Origin of the sequence: Flavobacterium yafengii (genome assembly GCF_030010375.1) — a bacterium.
Classification (GTDB): Bacteria; Bacteroidota; Bacteroidia; order Flavobacteriales; family Flavobacteriaceae; genus Flavobacterium; species Flavobacterium yafengii.
On sequence record NZ_JASCRY010000003.1, the window covers coordinates 567,096 to 592,081 of the forward strand.

Annotated in this window: 16 protein-coding genes; 10 read left to right on the forward strand and 6 right to left on the reverse strand. The window is 33.1% G+C overall.

All coding sequences use genetic code 11. The features are described 5' to 3' along the window. Positions 1-51: 51 nt before the first annotated feature. From QLS97_RS12740 to corA, 3 genes are all read right to left on the reverse strand, one after another. Positions 52-1,251: an acetate/propionate family kinase gene (locus tag QLS97_RS12740; RefSeq protein WP_282717151.1), complete on the reverse strand. Its 1,200-nt coding sequence runs from the start codon at positions 1,249-1,251 to the stop codon at positions 52-54. A gap of 106 nt (positions 1,252-1,357) precedes the next feature. Further along, positions 1,358-3,451: a phosphate acetyltransferase gene (gene pta / locus QLS97_RS12745; protein ID WP_282717152.1), complete on the reverse strand. Its 2,094-nt coding sequence runs from the start codon at positions 3,449-3,451 to the stop codon at positions 1,358-1,360. Positions 3,452-3,505: 54 nt separating this feature from the next. Then, a complete protein-coding gene (gene corA, locus QLS97_RS12750; protein WP_282717153.1) occupies positions 3,506-4,576 on the reverse strand; it encodes a magnesium/cobalt transporter CorA in 1,071 nt (356 codons plus the stop codon). Positions 4,577-4,920: 344 nt separating this feature from the next. Between corA and QLS97_RS12755 the strand changes: the two genes are divergently transcribed. Beyond that, complete coding sequence (locus tag QLS97_RS12755) at positions 4,921-7,494, forward strand: zinc-dependent metalloprotease (protein ID WP_282717155.1); 2,574 nt, start codon at positions 4,921-4,923, stop codon at positions 7,492-7,494. A gap of 254 nt (positions 7,495-7,748) precedes the next feature. On the opposite strand, the gene dnaK is transcribed toward QLS97_RS12755, so the two are convergent. Then, positions 7,749-9,635: a molecular chaperone DnaK gene (gene dnaK / locus QLS97_RS12760; protein ID WP_282717156.1), complete on the reverse strand. Its 1,887-nt coding sequence runs from the start codon at positions 9,633-9,635 to the stop codon at positions 7,749-7,751. A gap of 696 nt (positions 9,636-10,331) precedes the next feature. Between dnaK and QLS97_RS12765 the strand changes: the two genes are divergently transcribed. The 3 genes from QLS97_RS12765 (at position 10,332) to QLS97_RS12775 (ending at position 13,527) form a co-directional block, all read left to right on the forward strand. Then, positions 10,332-11,303, forward strand: a complete 972-nt coding sequence (locus QLS97_RS12765; RefSeq protein ID WP_282717158.1) for a C1 family peptidase — start codon at positions 10,332-10,334, stop codon at positions 11,301-11,303. Between the two features lie 293 nt (positions 11,304-11,596). Continuing rightward, positions 11,597-12,091, forward strand: coding sequence for a hypothetical protein (locus QLS97_RS12770; protein ID WP_282717159.1), 495 nt, complete (start codon positions 11,597-11,599; stop codon positions 12,089-12,091). Positions 12,092-12,942: 851 nt separating this feature from the next. Next, entirely contained in the window at positions 12,943-13,527 is a 585-nt protein-coding gene (locus QLS97_RS12775) for a hypothetical protein (protein WP_282717160.1), read from the forward strand. A 118-nt stretch (positions 13,528-13,645) separates the two neighbouring features. On the opposite strand, the gene QLS97_RS12780 is transcribed toward QLS97_RS12775, so the two are convergent. Next, on the reverse strand, positions 13,646-14,026 hold the full coding sequence (locus QLS97_RS12780; RefSeq protein ID WP_282717161.1) for a hypothetical protein: 381 nt from the start codon (positions 14,024-14,026) through the stop codon (positions 13,646-13,648). Positions 14,027-14,287: 261 nt separating this feature from the next. Here QLS97_RS12780 and QLS97_RS12785 point away from each other — a divergent pair, with 261 nt between their 5' ends. The 3 genes from QLS97_RS12785 (at position 14,288) to QLS97_RS12795 (ending at position 16,103) form a co-directional block, all read left to right on the forward strand. Beyond that, entirely contained in the window at positions 14,288-14,725 is a 438-nt protein-coding gene (locus tag QLS97_RS12785; RefSeq protein WP_282717163.1) for an acyl-CoA thioesterase, read from the forward strand. Positions 14,726-14,770: 45 nt separating this feature from the next. Then, positions 14,771-15,454, forward strand: coding sequence for a 2'-5' RNA ligase family protein (locus tag QLS97_RS12790; protein WP_282717164.1), 684 nt, complete (start codon positions 14,771-14,773; stop codon positions 15,452-15,454). A gap of 94 nt (positions 15,455-15,548) precedes the next feature. Next, positions 15,549-16,103, forward strand: coding sequence for a hypothetical protein (locus QLS97_RS12795; RefSeq protein ID WP_282717166.1), 555 nt, complete (start codon positions 15,549-15,551; stop codon positions 16,101-16,103). A gap of 33 nt (positions 16,104-16,136) precedes the next feature. On the opposite strand, the gene QLS97_RS12800 is transcribed toward QLS97_RS12795, so the two are convergent. Next, entirely contained in the window at positions 16,137-16,985 is an 849-nt protein-coding gene (locus QLS97_RS12800) for a transglutaminase-like domain-containing protein (RefSeq protein WP_282717168.1), read from the reverse strand. A 185-nt stretch (positions 16,986-17,170) separates the two neighbouring features. Here QLS97_RS12800 and QLS97_RS12805 point away from each other — a divergent pair, with 185 nt between their 5' ends. From QLS97_RS12805 to QLS97_RS12815, 3 genes are all read left to right on the forward strand, one after another. Beyond that, a complete protein-coding gene (locus QLS97_RS12805) occupies positions 17,171-17,983 on the forward strand; it encodes an NIPSNAP family protein (protein WP_282717169.1) in 813 nt (270 codons plus the stop codon). A 167-nt stretch (positions 17,984-18,150) separates the two neighbouring features. After that, positions 18,151-19,833: a Na/Pi cotransporter family protein gene (locus QLS97_RS12810; protein ID WP_282717171.1), complete on the forward strand. Its 1,683-nt coding sequence runs from the start codon at positions 18,151-18,153 to the stop codon at positions 19,831-19,833. Positions 19,834-20,000: 167 nt separating this feature from the next. Then, on the forward strand, positions 20,001-24,983 hold the full coding sequence (locus QLS97_RS12815; RefSeq protein WP_282717173.1) for a translocation/assembly module TamB domain-containing protein: 4,983 nt from the start codon (positions 20,001-20,003) through the stop codon (positions 24,981-24,983). Positions 24,984-24,986 lie beyond the last annotated feature (3 nt).

Consider the following 24,986-nt stretch of genomic DNA (forward strand, 5'->3'; position numbering starts at 1 on the left):
GGTATAAAAAAGCCTCTGTTTACAGAAGCTTTTTTTGAGTTGGTTATTTTCTTAATTCGTTAACAATTCAAATACCTGATTGGCAATTTCAATTTCTTCATTGGTAGGAATGACCAATATTTTAGTCTTGGAATCAGGTGTGTTTATTTCTCTAATTTCTTTCGAACGAATTTCATTTTTGGATGCATCCAATGTTATTCCGAAATAATCCATATCCGTGCACACTAATTTTCGAATGTAAGAGGAATTTTCTCCAATTCCGGCCGTAAAAATAATGGCATCGAGTCCATTTAAAACAGCGGTATACGAACCAATATATTTCTTAATTCGGTACGCATTCATAGCCAAGGCCAATTGACAATCCGCATTTCCGTTCTCCGCATTGGCCTCAATATCCCTTAAATCACTGTAACCGGTAAGACCAAGCATTCCGCTTTGTTTTTGCAACATCGTATTCACCGCCTCAAGCGAATAACCCAATGTATTTACCAGATAAAAAATCACCGATTGATCCACATCTCCGCTTCGGGTTCCCATAATCAATCCGTTCATTGGGCCAAAACCCAACGTATGATCAATGCTTTTTCCGTCTTTTATAGCGGTCATACTGCAACCGTTTCCTAAATGTATCGTGATAATTTTAGACCCTTTATTCTGAGAATTTTGTTTTAAATAATTAATCGCATTTTCCGAAACATACTTGTGACTCGTTCCGTGAAAACCGTAAACGCGTATTTTATTTTCCGTCAAAAGGTAATTTGGCACCGCATATTTGTGCGCCACAACAGGAATCGTTTGATGGAATGCCGTGTCAAAAACAGCCACTTGTTGTGCTGAATTAAAAATTTCTTCGGCAACATTTATTCCTTCCAAGTTAGCAGGATTATGCAAAGGTGCCAAATCAAAAAGCTGTCTGATTTTATCTTTTACTTCACTGGTAATGATCACCGTATTCGAAAAAGCGCTTCCGCCATGCACCACACGATGCCCAACAGCTTCTATTTCATCCGTACTTTTAATCACCCCTGCTTTTTCATCCATCAGTAATTTGGCAATTTTTTCCAGACCAATTTTATGGGTTGCAATAGGCAACGTTTCTTCTAATTTAGTCGTATACGTTACATACGTTAGATTCGAAGTTTCCAGTCCTATTCTGTCAATCATCCCGGAACAAATAACTTCATTTGCCGGCATGTTAATCAATTGGTATTTTATGGAGGAACTTCCTGAGTTTATAATTACTATTTTCATTTTTTTTTAAGTTGCTAAGTCACTAATTTTCTGATTTTCTGAATCTTTTCACTAAACGCTCAAAGAAGCAAAACTCATAATTAATAATTCACAATTCATAATTGATTTATAATCCTTGTGCTTGAATCGCTGTAATCACGACTGTATTTATAATATCATCTACCGTACAACCACGGCTTAAATCATTTACAGGTTTATTCAAACCTTGTAACATCGGTCCAATTGCCAATGCGCCAGTTTCTCTTTGAACCGCTTTATAGGTGTTATTTCCTGTATTTAAATCCGGAAAAATCAAAACGCTGGCTTGTCCTGCTACTTCTGAATTTGGCATTTTACTTTTTCCGACAGCCATATCAACTGCGGCATCGTATTGAATTGGTCCTTCAATTTTTAAATCGGGACGCTTTCTTCTCACAATTTCAGTTGCTGCTCTTACTTTATCTACTTCATCGCCTTTTCCTGATGAACCAGATGAATACGAAAGCATGGCTATTTTTGGTTCAATACCAAAAGCCAAACTGGAATCGGCAGAAGAAATTGCTATTTCTGCCAGTTGTTCCGCTGTAGGATTTGGATTAATGGCACAATCTCCAAAAACAGAAACCCTATCTTCTAAACACATGAAAAATATAGATGAAACTACAGATGAATTTGGTTTTGTTTTAATGAATTGCAAAGCAGGCAAAATAGTATGTTGCGTGGTATGTGCCGCTCCGGAAACCATTCCGTCCGCGTGCCCTTTGTACACCATCATGGTTCCAAAATACGAGACATCTTCCATTAAATCCTTAGCCATTCCTATGGTTACATTTTTTGCTTTTCGCAACTCATAATACGTATTTACATAATCATCATAATGTTCCGATTCTATCGGATTTATGATTTGTACTTTAGAAAAATCAAAAGGAAGTCCCAACTCTGCCACTTTGCTTTCAATTTGTTTTTTGTTGCCAATAATCGAAATATCAACCACATCCATCGTCAACAATTGTGAAGCCGCAATAATGATTCTCTCATCATTTCCTTCCGGTAAAACAATGTGTTTCCTATGCTGTCTGGCTCTTTTCACTAAATTATATTGGAACATTTTTGGCGTCATTCCCTCCGCTTCAAAAGTAATTAGCTTTTCAGCCAAATTGTCTAAGTCAACATATTTTTCGAAAGTAGTAATAGAAATTTCAATCTTCTGCTTGTTGTTCGCGTAAATTTTAGATTTAATGGAACCTATTTTATTGGTAATATAATACGTGCCTTCTTCCACCGCAATAATTGGAACAATGGTCGAAAGTCCTTCTATCAATTTCAAAATACTAATCTCGGGCAAGATATTCCCTGTCAAAACAATTCCGGAAATGGTCGGATAATTAAGGGATTCATTTGCTTGTAATGCCCCCAGAATAATATCAGCTCGGTCTCCAGGGGTAATCACCAGACTATTTTCTTTCAAATGCAACAAATAATTGCACAATTGCATGGCACCTACACTAAAATTTCCGGTTTGATTGTTCAAGTGTGCCGAGCCAAATAAAACTTTAGCATCTAACTCATTTACAATTTCCTGTACCGTTGGATTATTCAAATTATGAATCAAAGGAATTGAATTTACCAATATACTTTCGGGCAAGCTTTTCTTTAAACCGTTAGTTACTAACTCAATATTCTCCGGCTGCACTTTATTGGCGATGACAGCCAAAACTTCGACATCTTTGACTTTAAAAGAATCGTAAGCTAAATAAAGACTGTCAATTAATTCCTCCAATGTTTTGCCTACTCCAGAGCCGACAATAATCGTTGGAATCCCAAGATTTTTGGCAATCAAAACATTCATATCTAATTCGATAACTGTTCCTTCTCCCGTAAAACTGGTTCCTTCAACCAAAACAAAATCGAAACGTTCTTCTAATTTCTTGTATTTTTCAATAATCAAATCGAGAACCTCTCCTATTTTTCCCTTGTTCTTCTTTTTAATTAATTTACTTTTTGTAATGGCATACGCATCTTCAAATTCAATATCCATCCCAAAATGACCAATCACGGTTTCAATGTGATTATCAAATCCTCCTTCTTCAAAATCTTCAACAATGGGTCTAAAATAACCAACTTTGGCCATTTTGCCAATAAGCATACTCATCAATCCCAACGTAATAATCGACTTCCCACTATTTTGCTCGCTTGTTGCAATGTATATGGCCTTATTCATTTCTTTATTTTTAAATTTAATTCCAAATTAATTGGATACATTCCTTTTTAATTTCTAAAACCAACGGCGTTTTTTAAAATAAACAATCATTCCAACTACTATTAAAAACATTGCGCCAATAACGGTATGATAGCCATAATGACGTTTGAGTTCCGGCATATATTCAAAATTCATTCCGTAAACCCCCACAATAAAAGTAAGCGGAATAAATATCGCAGATACAATGGTTAGGGTTTTCATAATCTCATTCATCTTATGCGTCTGTGCCGAGAAAAAGAAATTAGATGCACTTTCCAAAGACCCCATATCGGATTCTATTTGTTCTAAAAGTTCTAAACTCTTTTGATGCAATCGGGCAAAAAAGCTAAAACTATCTGCTTCCATAACATTAAATATGTTATCGTCTTTTATACTTTTTATATCATATAAAGAATCCCGAAGCGGAATAATGGAGCGTTTTAAAAAATTTAAATTATCCCTGTGCTTCTCTATTTTTTCTAAAATTATAGGATCAACACTTTCCTTGGTAAGATTAATCAATTCCTCTATTTTATCTTCCTCGTTCTCTAAAGTGATGTAGAAATTTTCCATGATAGCATCCAGAAGGATGTACAACAAATAATCAGCTTTCTTGGTTCTGACAATTCCTGAATGCGTTCGGATGCGTTCTCGAATGTGCGTAAAAAAATCACTTCGTTTTTCCTGAAAAGAAATTAGAATCCCGTCTTTCAACAAAAAACTAATTTGTTCTACACTTATATTATCCGAATGTTCCGCAGGTAACAGTGATTTTATGTTGAAAAATAAAAAATCATGAGACTCTTCCAGTTTAGTTCTTCGGGTGGTATTTAGAATATCGGCCAACATAAAATTATCGATTTCAAAATAATCGCCAATTGATTTTAGCCACTCCACATTATTTAAACCGTGTATATTAATCCAATTTGTTTTTTGTTCCTCAATATATTTATCTAAATCTGAAACCTTAAAATCATCATATTCGGTAAGATTCAAATCATCATACACAAACAATTGCATCTCCGATTCCTTACTTTTATGAATTCCTGTATATTCTAAATTATAAGGTTGCATTTTCCTTCCTTTCTTGTACTTAATTTTTCTCATCCCAACTGATTTATGTAGTAATATTACAAAAAACTTTTACAAAAAAATCGTTTTCCGGTACTTTTGACATTCCTAAAAATAAAAAAAATGGGTTTAATTTAGTATTTAAAAAGACAAAGATCCCTCGAAATAATAATTCCATACATGAGAAAAATCATGTTATGAAATGGAAAAAGCAATTAATAAACGATTGTTAATTATTGTTAATTATTTAAAATCGCACCTCAAAATGGGCCTTTTATAAAAAATATATCAATAAATTTGAACTTAAGTCGTAACAAAACACAATAAAACACGACTTGTAGACCATAACCAATTATAAACTTTATTAATACATTAACTAAATGGTAAAAAAAAAACTAACCCTAATTATTACCTGTCTGTTATTTTGTTTTGCGCAAGGCACATTTGCACAAAGCAAAAAAAAGAAAAGAGCAGACAAAAATGCCCCTGCTAAAGTAGAAGCTAAAGCACCCGAATCTAAAGACGGTAAGAAAGAACCTAAACCGTACAAAAAAGTTATTGACTCAACCGCAGTAACACAAAAAGGACTAATTGACATTCATAAAATTAATGACAAATATCTTTTTGAAATTCCAGACTCCCTTTTAGGAAGTGAAATAATGACAATAACCAGATATTCTAAAACTCCAGCCGGAGGAGGGATTTTTGGAGGAGAAGAAATCAACAGACAAGTGGTTCGTTGGGAAAAAGGGCTGAGCAACAACATTCTTCTTAGATCAGTTACCTACGTTATCATGTCTCCGGACGGCGACAAACCAATGGCTCAAGCGGTTAAGAATTCAACTTCAGATCCAATTATTGGAAACTATGATATCTTGGCATTCAAAAAAGATTCAACCGGTAAAAATAATGCTGGATATGTAATCGATTTAACGAGTACTTTCGATGGTGATATTCAGACTTTTTCATTAGATCCAATTAAAAAACAATTGTTAAACATTGTAACTTTTCAAAAGGATAAATCATTCATATCTAAAATAAGTAGTTATCCTATAAATACTGAGATTAGAACTGTAAAAACATTTACAACTACTCCGCCTCGTATTTCAATTACTCCAACACCACAAATTGGAGTTAATTTACCTTCTGCATTAGATGCTGGAGTAATTACGGTTGAGATGAATACTTCGATGATTTTATTGCCAAAAACACCTATGCGCAAAAGAGAATTTGACGCACGTGTAGGATATTTTGCAAACGAATATGGAGTTTTTGAAGAAGAATCTCAAAAATCAGACACTAAAACTTTTGCTGTAAGATGGCGCTTAGAGCCAAAATCTGCCGAAGATGCTGCAAAGCAAAAAAAAGGGGAATTAATTGAGCCACTAAAACCAATTGTATACTACATTGATCCTGCTACACCTGACAAATGGAAAAAATTCATTAAACAAGGTATTGATGATTGGCAAGTAGCATTTGAAGCTGCAGGATGGAAAAATGCAATTCGTGGCGAATATTGGCCAGAAAATGATCCAACAATGAGCTTGGAAGATGCTCGTTTTTCAGTATTGAGATATTTTGCTGCTGAAATTCAAAATGCATACGGACCAAATGTACATGATCCTAGAAGTGGTGAAATTTTGGAAAGCCACATTGGTTGGTACCATAATATCATGAGTCTTTTAAGAAACTGGTACTTGATTCAAACTGCAGCTGTAGATCCTGCAGCAAGAACAAAAAAGTTTGATGATAAATTAATGGGAGAATTAATCCGTTTTGTATCTTCTCACGAAGTAGGACACACTTTAGGATTACGTCATAACATGGGAGCAAGTTCTGCCACTCCGGTTGAAAAACTAAGAGATAAAGCGTACCAAGATAAAAACGGACATACTTCTTCTATCATGGATTATGCACGTTTTAATTATGTGGCACAACCAGAAGATGGTGTTACTGCCTTATTCCCAAGAATTGGGGATTATGACAAATGGGCTATTAAATGGGGGTATTCTTATTTTGACGGAGCTAAAACTGAAACTGAGGAAAAAGCGAAGTTGAATGAAATGACAAAAGAAGCATACAAAAATAACCGTTTATGGTTTGGTACAGAAAGCAGTCCTTATGACCCAAGATACCAAACAGAGGATATTGGAGATAATGCGATGAGAGCTTCTGAGTACGGAATCAAAAACCTAAAAAGAATTTTGCCTAATTTATTAGAGTGGACTAAAGAAAACGGAGAAAGCTACGCTGAACTAGATGAACTTTACGGTGCACTTACAGGACAATTCAGAAGATATATGGGCCATGTTACTAAAAACGTAGGTGGAATCTATGATTCTCCAAAAACGTATGACATGACAGGAAATCAATTTGAAGTAGTTCCAAGAGCTATCCAAAAAGATGCTGTATTATTCTTGAACACTCAATTGTTCACCACACCAAAATGGTTATTGGATCAAAATATCCTTTCGAAAATAAACCCAGAAAGCGGTGTTGAAGCAATCAAAGGAATGCAAGATGCGACCTTATCAAGTTTATTGGCTGGAGATAGAATTGTTCGCCTTATAGAAACTTCTTCTATGAGTAAAAACAACTATACCGCTGATGAATTAGTAAGCGACTTAAAAAATGGAATCTTCTCTGAATTGAAAGGAAGCGGTTCCATTGATGTGTATCGCAGAAACATTCAAAAATTGTATGTTGACAAAATGATCGAATTACTTAAACCAGGTACAGCCATGGTTAGATCGGTTCCTGTAGGAGTTACTTACGGTTTCACGACAAGAAGAGTAAATCTTGCTCAAACTGATTTACCTTCTATTGCAAGAGGTCAATTGAATAGTTTAAAAAACGAGATGAAATTAGCCTCATCAAGAATGACTGATCGAATGAGTAGGTATCACTTACAAGATTTAATTTCAAGAATAGGACAAGCTTTAGATCCTAAATAATGAATTAAAAAAGGGAAAATGTTCAACAACATTTTCCCTTTTTTTTATGCTGTATTTGATGTGATTACACTGTAGAGACGCACTGCAGTGCGTCTCTACGTTATAATAATGATAATAATAAATAACAAAACCCGACCCGTTTCTAAAATAGGTCGGGTTTTTATTTAACCCATAAAAAAAAACCGTTCACCAAAGGCGAACGGTTTTTAAATCAACTATAAAGACGGACAACAGTCCGTCTCTACGGGAAATTATTATTTTACTTCTTCGAATTCAACGTCTTCAACATTGTCTCCTTGAGCAGCATCCCCTTGAGGTTGTGCTTCACCTTGACCTTGTTCTCCTTGAGCATACATCGCTTCAGTTGCTTTTTTCCAAGCAGCGTTGATGTTGTCAAGAGCAGTTTGAATTGCAGGAATGTCTTGAGATTGGTGTGCCATTCTCAATTCAGTTAATGCATATTCTACAGCAACTTTGTTTTCATCAGATAATTTAGAACCTAATTCTTTCAATTGAGTTTCAGTTTGGAAAATCATTCCGTCAGCTTCGTTCAATTTTTCTGCTCTTTCTCTTAAAAGTTTGTCAGAATCAGCATTAGCTTCTGCATCTTTTTTCATTCTTTCGATTTCTTCAGCTGTTAATCCAGAAGAAGCTTCGATACGAATATCGTGAGATTTTCCAGTTCCTTTGTCAGTTGCAGAAACTTTGATGATACCATTAGCATCAATATCAAACGTTACTTCAATTTGTGGAACACCTCTTGGAGCTGGTGGAATACCATCTAAATGGAAACGACCGATAGTTTTGTTGTCAACTGCCATAGCTCTGTCTCCTTGTAAAACGTGAATTTCAACTGTTGGTTGAGAATCTGCAGCCGTAGAGAAAACTTGAGATTTTTTAGTTGGAATAGTTGTGTTAGACTCAATTAATTTAGTCAAAACACCACCCATAGTTTCGATACCTAAAGATAAAGGTGTAACGTCAAGTAACAATACATCTTTTACATCTCCAGAAAGAACTCCACCTTGAATAGCTGCTCCAATTGCAACAACCTCATCAGGGTTAACTCCTTTAGACGCTTTTTTACCAAAGAATTTTTCAACCTCTTCAGCAATTCTTGGCATACGAGTAGAACCTCCAACCAAGATAACTTCGTCAATATCAGAAACAGATAAACCTGCATCTTTCAACGCTTTAGCAACTGGTGCCATAGAACGTTTTACTAAAGAATCAGTTAATTTTTCAAATTGAGCTCTAGTTAATTTTTTAACTAAGTGTTTTGGTCCTGAAGCCGTAGCAGTTACGTATGGCAAGTTGATTTCAGTTTCAGCAGAAGAAGACAATTCAATTTTTGCTTTCTCAGCAGCTTCTTTCAAACGTTGCAATGACATTGGATCAAGACGTAAGTCAATACCTTCTTCAGTTAAGAAATCAGCAGCTAACCAGTCAATAATTTCATGGTCAAAATCATCTCCACCTAAGTGAGTATCACCATTTGTAGACAATACTTCAAAAACTCCGTCTCCTAATTCAAGAACAGAAATATCAAAAGTACCTCCACCTAAATCGTAAACAGCAATTTTTTGATCTTTACCTTTTTTATCTAAACCGTAAGCAAGTGCAGCAGCTGTAGGTTCGTTGATAATACGCATTACTTTAAGACCTGCAATTTCACCCGCTTCTTTCGTAGCTTGACGTTGTGCATCATTAAAGTAAGCTGGAACAGTAATAACTGCTTCCGTAACAGTTTGACCTAAATAGTCTTCAGCTGTTTTTTTCATTTTTTGAAGTGTCATAGCTGACAATTCTTGAGCAGTGTATAAACGACCATCAATATCCACACGTGGTGTATTGTTGTCCCCTTTTACTACTTTGTAAGAAACTCTTTTTGCTTCAGCAGAAACCTCTGAAAAAGAGTGACCCATAAAACGTTTGATAGAAGCAATAGTCTTAGTTGGATTAGTTACCGCTTGTCTTTTAGCAGGATCTCCTACTTTAATTTCTCCACCTTCAACAAAAGCGATGATAGATGGTGTTGTTCTTTTTCCTTCTGCATTAGGAATAACAACTGCTTCATTACCTTCCATTACAGAAACACAAGAGTTGGTCGTACCTAAATCAATTCCGATTATTTTACCCATTTTTAATATATTTAATTTTATTGTATACTTGTTTTAATGACTCGAAGTCGATAAGTCAATCTTTGTGCCAATACAAAACGGCCTATTAAATTGTCAGTTTATGTTAAAATTGGCGTAAAAAAATCTGACAAGATGACATTTCAGTGGGTTTGCCATTTTGGCGGAAGTCGTAATCAGGAGCTGATTACTTCGTCAGTTCGCTTCGCTCGTGTCCCGCTATTCATTGCAAACGAAGTTCATTGAACTCCAATAAAAATAAAAAGGAGTTCCATTGCTATCGGAGCTAGAGCATTTAGGATTAAATTACATTTTTGGAATTACGAATTTTTATTAATACTTTCAAAAAAATCCAATTTAATAAGCTCCCAAGATTTAACAAGTAAACATAACGGGTCAAAATCAGCATCAGCCAATTCAAAATTTAAAAATTGACTTTTAATATTAAAACAGTCAATCTAAAAGAGGAAAAATAAAAGCTTATACATCAAATCAGTAAGAATCTCTTTGAGTAAAGGAGAAACAGTATTTCAGTGAATTGAACTTTTGTATTAATCCTCTTAAATTATTCTCAAAAAGCAAAAAACACCTATATTTACTACAAAAAAATCATATTGCTCGTTATTCGTCAAGTTATAAAACTGGCACACAATTTCAGCCTAAAAATGAGCAACTATTTTAACCCTTAAATAAATTATTATGTCAGAAAGAATAGCAGGAAATTCAGGAGGAAAAGGAGGCACATCCGGAGGAAAAGGCGGAAAAGGTGGAACAAGAGGCGGAACAGGAGGTGGAAAAAGTGAGATGGCAGGAGGAAGAGTGGGAGGAAAAACTGAAGATAGTTTAAAAGAAAAAGCAAGAGGATTTATAGAAGAAACAATAAAAAAACCAATTGCCCACTGTGTTAGATCAAGAGAAAAAGAAAATGATTGGACCATTATACATGCAATAGTTAATGGCATTGTAAAGCATGATTTTCCCGAAGAAGTAGATTTACGAATAGGTAATGATTGGTGGGAAATAGGTAATCAAGGTTATACAGGTTCTTGTACTGCATGGGCTGCTACAGATTCATTATTGAGATGGCATTTAGTAAGAGCTAAGAAAATAAACGAAACAGAAAGGCTTTCAGTCCAATTTACTTGGATGGCTGCAAAAGAAACTGATAATTTTACAACCTACCCTGAAACTTTTATTGAAAATTCAGGCACACCTCTTAAAGGTGCTTTAAATGTTTTAAAAAAGTATGGTGCTGTTCTAGATAAACACCTTCCATTTGGTGGAAGAATAATTGACCCACAAATGGATGCTGAAACTTTTTATTCGATCGCTTCACTATTTTCTATCAATAGTTATTACAGCATTATTAAGGAATACGATGTCAATTTAGATCATCTTAGAATGTGGTTAGCAAGTATTGGTCCAATAATAGCAATGACTGATACCGACTGGAACTTTAGAAACTATAATAATGGCGGAAAACTGGATTCTTATGATTTAACAACTGTTGTTCCAGATACAGGACACGCAATTGCAATTGTAGGTTATACTAAAAATCATTTTATCATTCGCAACAGTTGGGGAACTGATTGGGGAGATAATGGTTATGCCTATGCATCTAACGATTATGTTGCAGCAGCATTTTGCGAAGGATACGGCATCTGGGTTTAAATATATAAAATACCATTTCTCATTAATTTTAGAAGTAGGAAAAATTAAAGATTTAAGCAGACTTGTTTATGATCAAAATAGAGTTAAGCTAATTTAAAACATCTCTAACGTGACGTTGCACAACACCTGTTTTGTCATATTTAGATTTTAATGGAATTCTCGTTTTTAATCCTATTCTCGTTTAGCTAAAAACACTCGATTTCATAATTTTCAAGCAAATAGAGGCTTGATAACGTTAGCTATCAAACAATAAGGTTATGTTATAGAAAATAATTACGTAATAAATTCTAAAAATGGGACAATATAAAGCAAACTCAACAAATTCTAAAAGTTTCAGTTTGACAATAGAAAATACTAAAATTGGAGAATTAAATTATACGAAATGGTATTCGTTTAAAGCAGAAATACAGTTAGCAGACAATTCGAATTATCAACTTGAGCCAAAAGGATTTTGGGATTCTAAAATTGAATTAAAAAAAGCAGAAAAAACACTATTAGAATTTAAAATGGGTTGGAAAGGAATTCTAATTACAACTAATTTTAATGAAAGTAAAAAAAAATATTTATTAAAATTGAAAGGACTGCTGAGTAATAGATTTATACTTATTGATGCAGAAGAAAATGAGATATTAACTGTTGATACTGATTTCAAATGGAGTAAATTAAATTTTGACTATACTATTGAAACTTCAACAGAATTAGACAATATGGAAAATAAAGAACTTATGTTGTTGACTATTCTACACTGTATAAATTATTATTTGACAATTATTGTTGCAGCTGCTTAAACAAAATAACCAGCGCATTCCATAATAAAAAACAAGTAAAAATTTCATAATTAACAGGCAAATTCATATGTATTCATATAGGAAGTTTGTCTGTTGATTACTGATAAAACACAACCTATAATTTTGTCTTTTACATTGTTTAAAACCAGCATTGTATTATTACCTTCCTCTTTTTTCTTTCATAATATTCTTTGAGTTGAGGATCATGTTTTACAGCCACTAAAGCACACATTTGTAATATTGATTTCATTTTTTATCGGCATATGATTTATTTCAGTTCGCCCTTTAATACTCGAATCTGAACTATATTCAAAAGGGCAGTTCCAGTGATTTATAAAAAACTCAATAATCTCAAAGAATATAAAATACCAAAACTGAAGTTTTCACAGGAATTAGAAGTTATGATTATTAAAGATATTGTAGAAAATGTGGAGGTAGTCCCAATAAAGTAAATGAAATTTTAAATCCCGAATGAGGTTTCAAACACTTCTGTTTGCAAATCCGCCCTAACGTTTCTCTGCAAATACGAACAATCTGATTGTCATTCTGGCGAAAAGCAAATTGTAAACTAACCCAGTATTTATTCTGAATTCATTTCAATGGTTATTTCCCACTATTCATTTTATTTCTCAAGTTTTCAATCTGTTTTGTTAGTTAGAAATACGTTTAAAACTTGCAAGGCTTTTTTACACTACTAGGGGCTCTACGATATTTTTTTAACACTCATACATACTTAAATAATTTCACAATCAATATTAACATAGATTAAACTACATTAGCACAACAATAAATGTTTGGCACTTAATTTATTTATAAAACGTAACATTGATTTCAATTAAAAAGTTAAAATAATGACTATACCAGATACAAAAATAACAACTAGCATAAAAAAAATAAACTTTAAAACTCTTGCTATTTTAACAATTCTAATTCTTTCTATTATAGATTTCTGTACTCCCCTAGGCACAGCAATAGGTGCTTTGTATTTAATCCCAATGACAATGGTTATAGATCAGAAAAAATCAACTCTTTATGTTTTTTCATTCATTTCAACTATACTTATTTTATTTAAATTTTTTTATTTCCAAAATAGCAATACACACATTAGTATTTATAGTGATCGATTAATATCTATGATTGCATTATGGGTGGTAACCTTTATTTTAATTGCACACAAAACTCAGCGTAATAAAACCGAAAAACTAATACTGGAACATAATAAATCAATTACTGAAATGTTATTTAAAATAAATCATAAAATTAGACACTCCGTTTCTCAAATCTTAGGACTTACCTACACCTTACTTAAACTCCCTATAGATTCAAAAGATGAAATAAAAGAACTATTAAATCACATACACAATACTACCCAAGAACTTGATCTTCAAACAAAAGAATTGATAGAATTTATGATTAAGGAAAAACAATATGATTAATCTTAGGCAAAACTAAAACAAGTTGGCAAAATAAATTTAAACTCCTAAAAAAACCTAGTAATGCTTTTTTGGGATCATAATGAATAAGAAAAAACTAATTCAATTTAAAATCTAATTTTTAATTCACTGCCTTAGTAGATTTTCCTACCGTCAAATAAATGTGATTGTTAGGATACAGAAATTCAATTTTTGTATGCTGCTGGTTTATCCTCATTTCTACTTGACCTTTCTCATTTTCTAAAGTATAGAAGGTGAAATTCCTATCCCGAGAAAAAATACCAGAGTCTACAATTTTATATTTCATTTTTGTAGTCGTAAAAAAGAAAACCACATCACGCTTTTGAGTATCTAAGAACACAAAAGAATATTCATTTCCAGCGATATTACATTCGCCTTGTTTAAAAGGTTGCTCATCTATGCAATACCGTTGCACATTAAACACTTGTTCTTGAGCATACATACCACCCGTTAGCAACAACAGTACAATTATTTTTTTCATACATGGTTATTTTCTATTATCCGGAATTGGATAATTCTTTTTTCTAATACAAAAGACACGCCACAATATTTTTTAGAGTAGAATAACTAACAAACACGCTATTTAATTTTGTGTGGCTATCATAAAAAAGCCTTAAAAAGCATCGAGTTCCATTATTACATTCCGTTTTTATTTGTATTTTCGATTTTATAAAACCTACTTACTTTCATTAAAATATAATCCTGAAAGTATCCTAAAAATAATTTTAAAAACAAAACAACAATGACTTCATTTAGCAAAGAATTATCCTTCCGTTGGTCTGATCTTGACCCAAATTTTCATGTCCGACACAGTGCTTATTATGACTTTGGAGCACAGCACCGAATCGAAATTCTAGAGAGTCTTGGTTTAACAATGAAAGTCATGCAAGCACAAAATTTTGGCCCTATTCTATTTAGGGAAGAATGTGTTTTTAGAAGAGAAATAAAACTTTCGGACAAAATTTTCATGCATACCAAAACCTCAAAAGTAAATGCAGATGCTTCCCGTTGGTCCATTGTGCATGAGTTTTTAAATGAAGACAACAAACTTTGTGCGACCATAACAGTTGACGGCGCTTGGATGGATACTAAACTTCGTAAACTAGCTTCTCCTACTCCTGAAATTGCCATTGAAACCTTGAGTATTTTTCCTAAAAGTGATAATTTCGAAGGTCTTTAAAATCATATCTTGAATCGTAAAGTAATAAAATCATAATTAATACGAATGGATTTAAACGAGCATTATACTACTCTCTATAAAGAATCTGTAGAAAAAATTGCTGCAGACACTTATCAAATTGACACCCAAATTGATTCAGCGACAGACAATCGATTTGGTATTACCCTATTAATTCGGCCGGATATTCATATCAAAAATAAGATTCAAGGTTTTTTAGAAGAACTCAAAGCAATCGATCCTGAGCAATATTATTATCCAAATTCTGATGTTCATATTACCGTGCTCTCTATTATTTCCTGTTATGATGGTTTTAATTTGGCAACAATTTCGATTCCTGATTATGTAAAAATTATCAAAAAAAGCCTTGTTGGAATACAAGATATAACAATTAATTTTCAAGGAATCACTGCCTCTCCTTCTGCTATAATGGTACAGGGCTTCACCAATACTAATTCCTTAAATGATTTAAGAAACAACCTGAGAACTAATTTTATAAATTCTGGACTGGAACAAAGCATTGATGAACGTTATTCTATTCAAACAGCTCATACGACTGTTGCTAGGTTTCGAAAAGAAATCAAGAATAAAGAAAAACTGCTTGAAATATTAGAAAAGTATCGGGATTTTGATTTTGGAAAATTCAACTTTAAAGAATGTCATTTAGTTTATAATGATTGGTACCAAAGAGACGAATTGGTCAAAGAAATACATGAATTTCGATTAAAATAAAAAATCATAATTTGTTATCCGTAGCATCATGATGTTATCAAAAGTAATGATACATTTAGTGATTATTACATAGTAACAAACTGAACAAAAAAACATGAAAATATTCCCAATAAAGAAAAGTATTGCAAGTCTGATTATTATAAGTATTCTATCGTGTTCATCTGTAAAAACAGCTACCGTTAGCGGAAAAGTTTTGGCTATTCAAAAAGGGAAAGATGGCTACACTGCAACAATTGAAAATTCAAAAGGACGCATTTATTACGGAACAATTAGTATTCCTAATTTGAAAAATCTTCAATTATTCAAACAAGCCGAAACTGGAGATACCATAACGGTAAAAGGAGAACTTTGGAAAATGGGAAAAGAGAAACAAATTACTGTCAGAGAAATATTGGAACTGAAACACAAGAATATTACCGAAGCTAAAATCACTGGAACAGTTCAATCTGTCGAAAAAGGAAAAGATGACTATACTGCCAAAATAAAAACAACTGAGGGAACAATCTATTTTGCTGTAATCAGTATTCCTAACCTTGGAAGTGCAGAGAAATACCGTGAATTTAAAATAGGAGAAAAGGTTACTTTGTTCGGAGAAATCTGGAAAATGGGAAACGATAACCGAATTACCGTCAAAAAAAATTTAGATTAAAAACTCTTTAATAAACATTTAAGCTATATAATTTCATTCATAAGAAATCGCTTCTATTCTATCGTTTTCAGAATTAAAAGGGGTAAAATCAGCTGTAATGGGTTGGCATTCAATCTTCATAAACGTGCAATTAACATCCCCAAAGTAACTGGCAACCGCTACTTCTGAAGCATCTTTCCCATTAGCAATTTTCACTAATCCATTAGCAACCGCTAATTTAGTAGGGTCAAAAAACAACCATCGTCCACCGATATAGGCTTCAAAACATGCATGGAAATCCGGTGGATTAAGATTATAGGCATATCCTGTAAAATAGCGTGCCGGTATGTCTAACGCTCGACATAATGCGATTCCTAAATGGGCAAAATCTTTACAAACTCCTACTCTATCAAGTAATGTATCGCAGGCTGAAGTACTCGAATTGGTAACGCTGGTTTTATATTCGACAGTGTTAAAAATCGATTCCTTTATGGCTTTTGCTTTAGCATATTCATTGGGTAAATATCCAAATTCCTTAGTGGCAAATTCCAATAACTTATCCGATTCACAATGCCTGCTTGGAGAAATATAAGGCAATACTTCATGATCCAGATTTATGATTGGTATAGATTGTAAAAGTACTTTTTCATCATAAACGGTATAACTGACCTCTACCTCTGCTTCGTAAATTAAAGTAAAAAATACGCCTTTCCCCACTTCCATTTTTACAAATCGTGTGCCTGAATTTTTTAAAGTAAATTCCTCAAATTTTATGGCAGGAGTAACAATAAGTAATTCTGAAATGATAGTTTGACAAGCAGATTTTGCAGCCTGTATATTAAAAATAAAGGTGGTTGGAGAAAAAACTTCGTATGATAATTCGCTAAATACTTTAAACTTCATAGTGTAAATATATAGTTTTACAATTAGCGCTAAATACAATTTTTGGATTTATTATTGGCTAGTTTCCCCTTTTATTAAATTCTTAAATTCGATGGAATCAATTTATACAATTCAAAAAAAGTGATACTTTTTTTTATACTTTTATAATCCTAATAGAAATCAATTTTCAATCAAAAAAACTAAAAATGAAATTAACCAAATTACTTTTTATAGTAGTTATTATTTTAAGTATGAGTAGCTTTAAAAAAATAACTACTGATCATACAACCACAGAAAAAAATGTAGCGCAATCAAGGGAATTCTACCAAATTAAAACCTATATTTTCAAAACGGAACAGCAAGTACAAACCACCGAAAAATATCTAAAAGAGGCATTTCTTCCAGGGTTGAAAAAACTTGGAATTAAAAATATTGGTGTGTTCAAACCTAAACCAAATGCTACTGATACAATAAAAAAAGTGATGCTGGTAATTCCGTTTTCATCCATGACTCAATTTCTGGAATTGGAAGATAAACTAGCCAAAGACAAAAACTATTTAGCCTTTGGAACAGATTATTTAAATGCTTCCTATAAACAAGCGCCTTATTTGCGTATCGAATCAATTTTATTGAAAGCTTTTTCAGATCATCCTATTTTGTCAACTCCCGTTTTGAATAGTCCAAGAGCAAATAGAGTGTATGAATTAAGAAGCTATGAATCAGCAACCGAAGCGATTTATAAAAACAAAGTCGATATGTTTAATGCCGGCGGAGAAATAAAACTCTTTGACCGACTTGCTTTTAATGCTGTTTTTTATGGCGAAGTTATTTCAGGAGCCAAAATGCCAAACTTGATGTACATGACCACTTTTGCAGATCAGGAAAGTAGAGATTCGCATTGGAAAGCCTTTGTAGATTCGCCGGAATGGAAAGGATTAATAGCTAAGGAAAAATACAAAAACAATATTTCTCACATAGACATTACCTTTTTGTACCCAACTGATTATTCAGATTATTAGTTTTACAAATCCTAATTTCAATCCTAAACTACAACCCTAAAAAGCTGTAGTTTTTTTATTTAAAAGCTTAAAACCTTTACTTTTTTTCGAATCCAGACAAGCGTAAATACGTCGTTAAGAAAAGATTAAATCATTAATTTTAAGTATCTTTAGTCCTATTTTTAGCTATGGAAACCCTCAATACAATATTAAAACTTTCCGCTGGCGTTGGACTGTTTCTTTTTGCCATGTATCTTGTGGAGGAATCCTTAAAGAATCTTTCGGGGAGAAATTTCAAACTGTTTCTGCAGCGAATTACAAAAAACAACATTGGTGCAGTAGCCGGCGGAACAATAGTAACCGGTATTCTTCAAAGTAGTTCTATGGTTTCGTTGATGGTTTTGGCATTTGTTGGCGCAGGAGTTTTTACCATGAAAAATGCTATGGCTATTATTCTAGGAGCAAATCTGGGTACAACACTTGCCAGCTGGCTGGTAGCAACACTTGGTTTTAAAACCAATATAGAAGTTATTGCTTATCCGGCAGTTTGTTTGGGAGGTTTTCTCTTAATCCTACTTGGAAATCGGAAAACCATAAAATATGTTTCCTATTTTCTTTTGGGTTTTGGTTTAATGTTTATTGGCCTTTCCTTCATGAAAACTGCTATGGAAACGCAGGTTCAATATTTTAATTTTTCACAATATGCTTCAAAACCGTTACTAATTTTTCTGATAATTGGTTTTTTGATTACGCTGGTTGTTCAATCGAGTTCTGTAACTATGGCACTAACATTGAGTGCTCTCAACGCTGGAGCGATAGGATTTCCCATGGCAGCTGCAATCGTTCTGGGTAGTGAAACGGGTACCATTATTAAAATAGTATTGAGCGCTATTGGCGGAAATGCGTCTAAAAAACGAGTCGCACTGGGCAATTTATTGTTTAATATTTTCATTACTGCCATTGCTTTTATATTGCTAAGACCTATTATCCTGCTGATAACCGATATCATAAAAATCAAAGATCCGCTCATTGGGTTGGTTACTTTTTCGAGTTTAATAAATCTGTTGGCTATTGTATTATTTCTTCCTGTTTTGGATTTATTTACTACCTTTTTGGAACGCTTTTTCAAAAACACGGATGGTTCGACGGCAGCATTTATAAGCAACGCATCAATCGCAGAGCCAGAAACAGCGTTGGATTTATTTAGAAGAGAGACAAGATATTTTATTCACAACTCGATGCTTTTCAATTTGGAATTATTCAAAATCCAAACCCATAAACTTGACCAACGAATTGATTACAAGGAAATCAATGATAAAAGAAATTTTAATTCAAAAACTACGGAAGAGAAATATGAATTTCTAAAACAATTGCAAGGCGAATTACAGGCTTTTTATTTGAAATTAAGAGTGAAATTAAACAGTGAACAAAATTCTGAACTGAACCAACTGATTTCTGCAGTGCGAAGTTCCATGCATGCAGTAAAAAGTATAAAAGATATTGGAAGTAACATTACAAACCTCAGCAGTTCATCAAAAGAAATTAAATATCAGTTTTTCCTGCATCATAAAAAAGAAACCGAAGAACTGTACCTGAAATTAAATATGTTTTTGAACACCGAAAAAAGCTCGGATTTTGAAGAACTAAGAATTCAATTTGATACGATTCAAAAAAATTACACAACAGCACTCAATACCTTTTATACTGAGGCACAACTTGCACCTATTGAAGATATTGACATCACAACGGTAATAAACTTCAACAGAGAACTTTTTACTTCAAATAAAGCTATGTTAATGGCTGTCAAAGATATTTTATTAGATGAAAAACAAGCTCAAAATTTTAATGAAATTCCCATCTACAAAACATAAAAATCACGCATTTTCTTGTTATATAATCTAGTAATTTTGCAACATTATTTTTGAATTTTATAATGTATTTCGTTTTCAATTTTTAATCTTTGTAAGTAATTCCATTTGCAGACAAGATTGCAATTCTTATTTAAATTGGTTAATTTTAACCAAAAAACACACCTCATTTGAAAACATACTTAAAGAAAAGTTTGAAAATTTTCCTTTGGATAATAGGAATTATAATCCTGTTATTCTTAATTCTGTTTGTTGCTATTCAAATTCCCTCTATTCAGAATTATGCCAAAGATAAAGCAGTAACGTATCTGGAAGGAAAAATCAAAACCAAAGTGAGGGTTGATAGCCTTACAATTGAATTCCCCAAAAAAGTAATTCTTAAAGGCGTTTATTTTGAGGACCAAAAAAAAGATACTCTTTTTGCTGGAGAAAAGTTGGCTGCCGATATCAGTCTGTTTCAATTGATAAACAATAAAGTCGAAATCAATTCCTTAGAATTAGTAGGAATTTCAGCCAATTTAAATAGAGATTCCAAAGCTGTTTTTAATTTTGATTACATCATAAAAGCATTTGCTTCACCAGAAAAACAAAAGAGTGATTCGCCACCAATGCAGTTTTCAGTGGAAGAAATAATACTCGACCGCATCCAGTTTAAGTATACCGATGCCGTTACAAAAAATGATATTTATGCCAATTTAAAGCATTTTGAAACGAAAATTAAAACTTTCGATTTAAACGAAATGAACTTTGAAATTCCAAAAGCTAAAATCAATGGATTAAAGTTCAAATTAAAGCAAGGTTTGGTTCAAATATCCAATGCGACCAAAGTGGCAGCGATAAAAAACGAACCGGAATCCATCTTAAAATTAAAATTAGGCGAAATTGATTTGGCAAAAATTGATTTCGATTATAAAAGTGAGGAAACCAAGTTATCCACAAATTTTTATTTGAAAAAACTGCTCGCTAAAATTGATAAAATTGACCTTAACAATCAATTCGCAATTATAGAAAGTCTTGATTTAACTGGTGTAGAAGGTGCCTTGACTTTTGATAAATTAGATATAATCAAACCTGCAAAAGAAGCTGAAAATGCCGAATCGAACAATTGGGAAGTCAAAATAAAGAAAACGGAATTCAAACGAATAAATTTCCGTTACGATAATAATACTATTGCAAAAGTTCAAAAAGGAATTGATTACAACCATTTGAATATTACCAGTTTAAATTTACAAGTAGATGTATTGAATTACAATCCTGTAAATATTTCCGGTGTTGTCAATTCATTAAGTGTTAAAGACAAAAGCGGGTTAAACATTCAATCCTTTAATACTGAATTTTTCTACGGTAAAAAGAATGCCTTTTTTAAAAAATTATATTTAAAAACTCCTCAAACGGAACTGAAAGATGATATTAGAATTGGATATCCTTCCATTGCATCTTTAGCCAAAAATCCGGGTGAATTAGGACTTACTGCTAATTTGAAAAAAAGTAAATTGGGGATTAAAGATATTTTACTTTTTGCTCCGACTTTGAATAATACCAATCCGTTTATGAGTAATCCCAATGCGATATTACTGATTAATGGAACTGTAAAAGGAAAATTAAAAAATATTGAGTTTCCAAGTATGGAAATTAGCGGTATTGGAACTACAAAAGTAGCGGCAAGCGGCAGAATCATTGGTTTACCAGATGTCAACAAAGCCTATTTTGATTTAAATATTAAAGATTTACAATCCGGTTCGAAAGATTTTGTTGGCTTTTTACCGAAAGGTACCATTCCTAATTCGATTCAATTGCCGTCAAAATTCAGCGCTAAAGGAATTTTTAAAGGAACCATTGCTAATTTCATTACCAATATGAATATTGCAAGTAGTTTTGGAAATGCAAAAATCAAAGCTACATTCGATCAAAGCAGAAAAAATTACGAGAAATACGATGCCCAAACGGAACTGACTAATTTTGATTTAGGAAAATTTATCAAAAACGACTCCATTGGAAAAGTAACTTTAAAAGCCAACATAAAAGGAACTGGATTTGATCCAAAAACAGCAACTGCATCTTTAAACGGAACTATTCTAAAAGCGTATTATAATAAATATACGTACCAAAATGTAGCCGTAAAAGGAACTATTCGCAACGGAAATTTCAATGCAACTGCTTTCGCAAAAGATCCTAATCTAACTTTTGATTTCGTGAGCAGCGGCAGTTTTAAAGACAAATATCCTACCGGAAAACTAAAACTGAATGTGGATATCGCTGATTTGGAAAAATTAAATCTGCACGCTGGTCCTTTAAAAATAAGAGGCGTTGTAGATGCTGATATTCAATCAGTAAATCTCGATTACCTCAACGGAACGGTATATGCACGTAACATTACCATAGTCAATGCAAAAGAAGAATTTGTAATTGATTCTATTAGCGCAGTGGCAACTTCCAGTTCTGAAAAGAATACATTCGTGTTGAAATCACCGTTTTTGGATGTGGAAGCCAACGGAAAATACAAGTTGTCAAAAATAGCGACTGCATTGTCAAATTCCATTTCCAAGTATTATGACAGCAAACCAAATTCAAGAAAAACAGCAGTTGAGAAACAAGAATTTGTTTTTAAAATTGGCGTAAAAGACAGTCCTATTTTAGTGAAACTTATTCCTGAATTGAAAAGTCTGGAACCTATTAATATACAAGGAAGATACAACTCTGTTAACGATTCTATTGTTTTGAATGGTACAATTCCAAAATTAATTTATGGAGAAAACACTATTACAAACGCTGTCCTCAAAGTAGACACTAAAGATAACTATCTTGTTTACAGCTTCATAGTTGATGATATTCAAAACAAACAAATTCAATTGCCCCACACCAGTATTTCAGGTAAAGTGCAAAACAATATTGTAGATTATACGGTGCAATTAAAAGATTCAAAAGACAAAGAAAGATACTTAATTGCAGGAACATTAAAAGCTACCAACGGAAACAACGACATCAATCTTGATTCAAATAATTTGTTACTGAACTATGAATCTTGGAAAATAGCACAAGACAATTTAATTCGCTTTGGCAAAAAAGGAATCTATGCCGATAATTTCGAATTGAGTAAAGACGGAAGTAAAATCCTCATACAATCACAATCTCAGCAGGCAAATGCACCAATCGCAATTGATTTCAAAGATTTTGACATAAAAACCATTACCAGTATCGTTGAGAAAGATGATTTGCAAATGAGCGGTAAAATCAATGGAAATGCATTGGTCAAAAATATAGGCACCACACCTCTTTTTACTTCAGACTTAAACATTGAAAATTTCACTTTCAAAAAAGATACAATCGGAAACATCAGCATCAAAGTAAATAATGCTATTGTCAACCAATATGATGCCGTAATCGCAATTACTGGCCAAGGAAATCAAGTCAATTTGGAAGGGAATTACAAGACGACTGACAGCAGTTTTGACATGAATCTCGACATTGATAAATTGAACTTAAAAAGCATTCAGGGTTTTACATTGGATAACATTACTGAAAGCACGGGATTCTTGACAGGGAATTTTAAGATAACGGGAAATACAACTCAACCCAATGTAATTGGAGAATTGAAATTCAATGAAATTGGTTTCAAAGTGAAGCAACTCAATGCAAAATTCAAATCTTTGAATGATAAAATTGTATTTACACCCAATGCGATTCTTTTTGATAATTTTATTATAAAGGATGAAAAAGACAATGATTTAGCCATCAATGGAAAGATTGACAGTGCCAATTTCAGCAATTTTGGTTTTGACTTAGCCATCGATGCTGATAATTTCAAAGCCGTCAATTCTAAAGCAAAAGACAATGATTTGTATTATGGCGAATTGTACTTAGACAATCATTTGAAACTATCCGGAAACTTAGACAATCCTATTGTAGAAGGAAATATCAAAATTAATAAAGACACTAAATTCACTATTGTTTTACCTCAATCAGATCCGTCAATTGCTGACAGAGAAGGAATTGTAGAATTCATTGACCAAGACAATCCGAAATTAGTCGAGACGATCGTTATGGATGATTTGAATAGCGAAATGGACATAAAAGGAATCAATGCTTCGGTAAATATTGAAGTAGATAAAGACGCCGAATTATCATTGGTGATTGATAAAGCCAACGGAGATTACCTAAAATTAAAAGGAGAGGCACAATTGAACGGCGGTATTGATCCATCAGGAAAAACGACTTTGACCGGAAGATATGAATTATCTGAAGGTAATTATGAAATGAATTTTAATGCTATCAAAAGAAAATTTGACATCAAAAAAGGAAGTTATATCCTGTGGACTGGAGAGCCCACAACGGCAGACATTAATATCACTGCGGTTTACAAAACAGAAGCTGCTCCGATTGATTTGGTAAACGATCAATTAGGAGATATTACTGCCGAACTAAGAAACACGTACAAACAAAAAATTCCTTTTGAAACCGAATTGAAAATGAATGGTGAATTGATGAAGCCAAACATTTCTTTTGATATCATTTTGCCCGATGGAAACAATAGCGTTTCAACAGAAATTATCAATGCTACACAAGCAAAATTAACCCAACTGCGTCAGCAACCGGATGAATTGAACAAACAAGTTTTTGCCTTACTGCTGCTGAATCGTTTTATTGGAGAAAACCCATTTGCCAGTGAAACTGGAGGCACAAGCGTTTCGTCACTAGCAAGAGAAAGTGCCAGTAAAATTTTGTCGCAACAACTTAATAATTTGGCGGGTGATTTAATTGAAGGGGTAGAACTCAATTTCGATTTGAATACTTCTGATGATTATACAACCGGTCAACGAGAAAACAAAACCGATTTAAGTGTAGGAATTTCAAAAAAATTATTGAACGATCGATTGAAAGTAACTGTAGGAAGCAGCTTTGGAATTGAAGGACCACAACAAGTGAATCAAAACGCTAATAATATTGCGGGTGATGTTTCGATTGATTACCAACTTTCAAAAGATGGAAGGTATAAAATACGAGCGTATCGCGTAAATAAATATCAAGTAGCACTTCAAGGTGAAGTTGTGGAGACCGGAATTGCTTTTATCATCACTCTGGATTACAATAAATTCAGTGAATTATTTCGTAAAAGTGAAGCGAAAAAAGCAAAGCAAAAACAGAAAAAGAATTAAAAA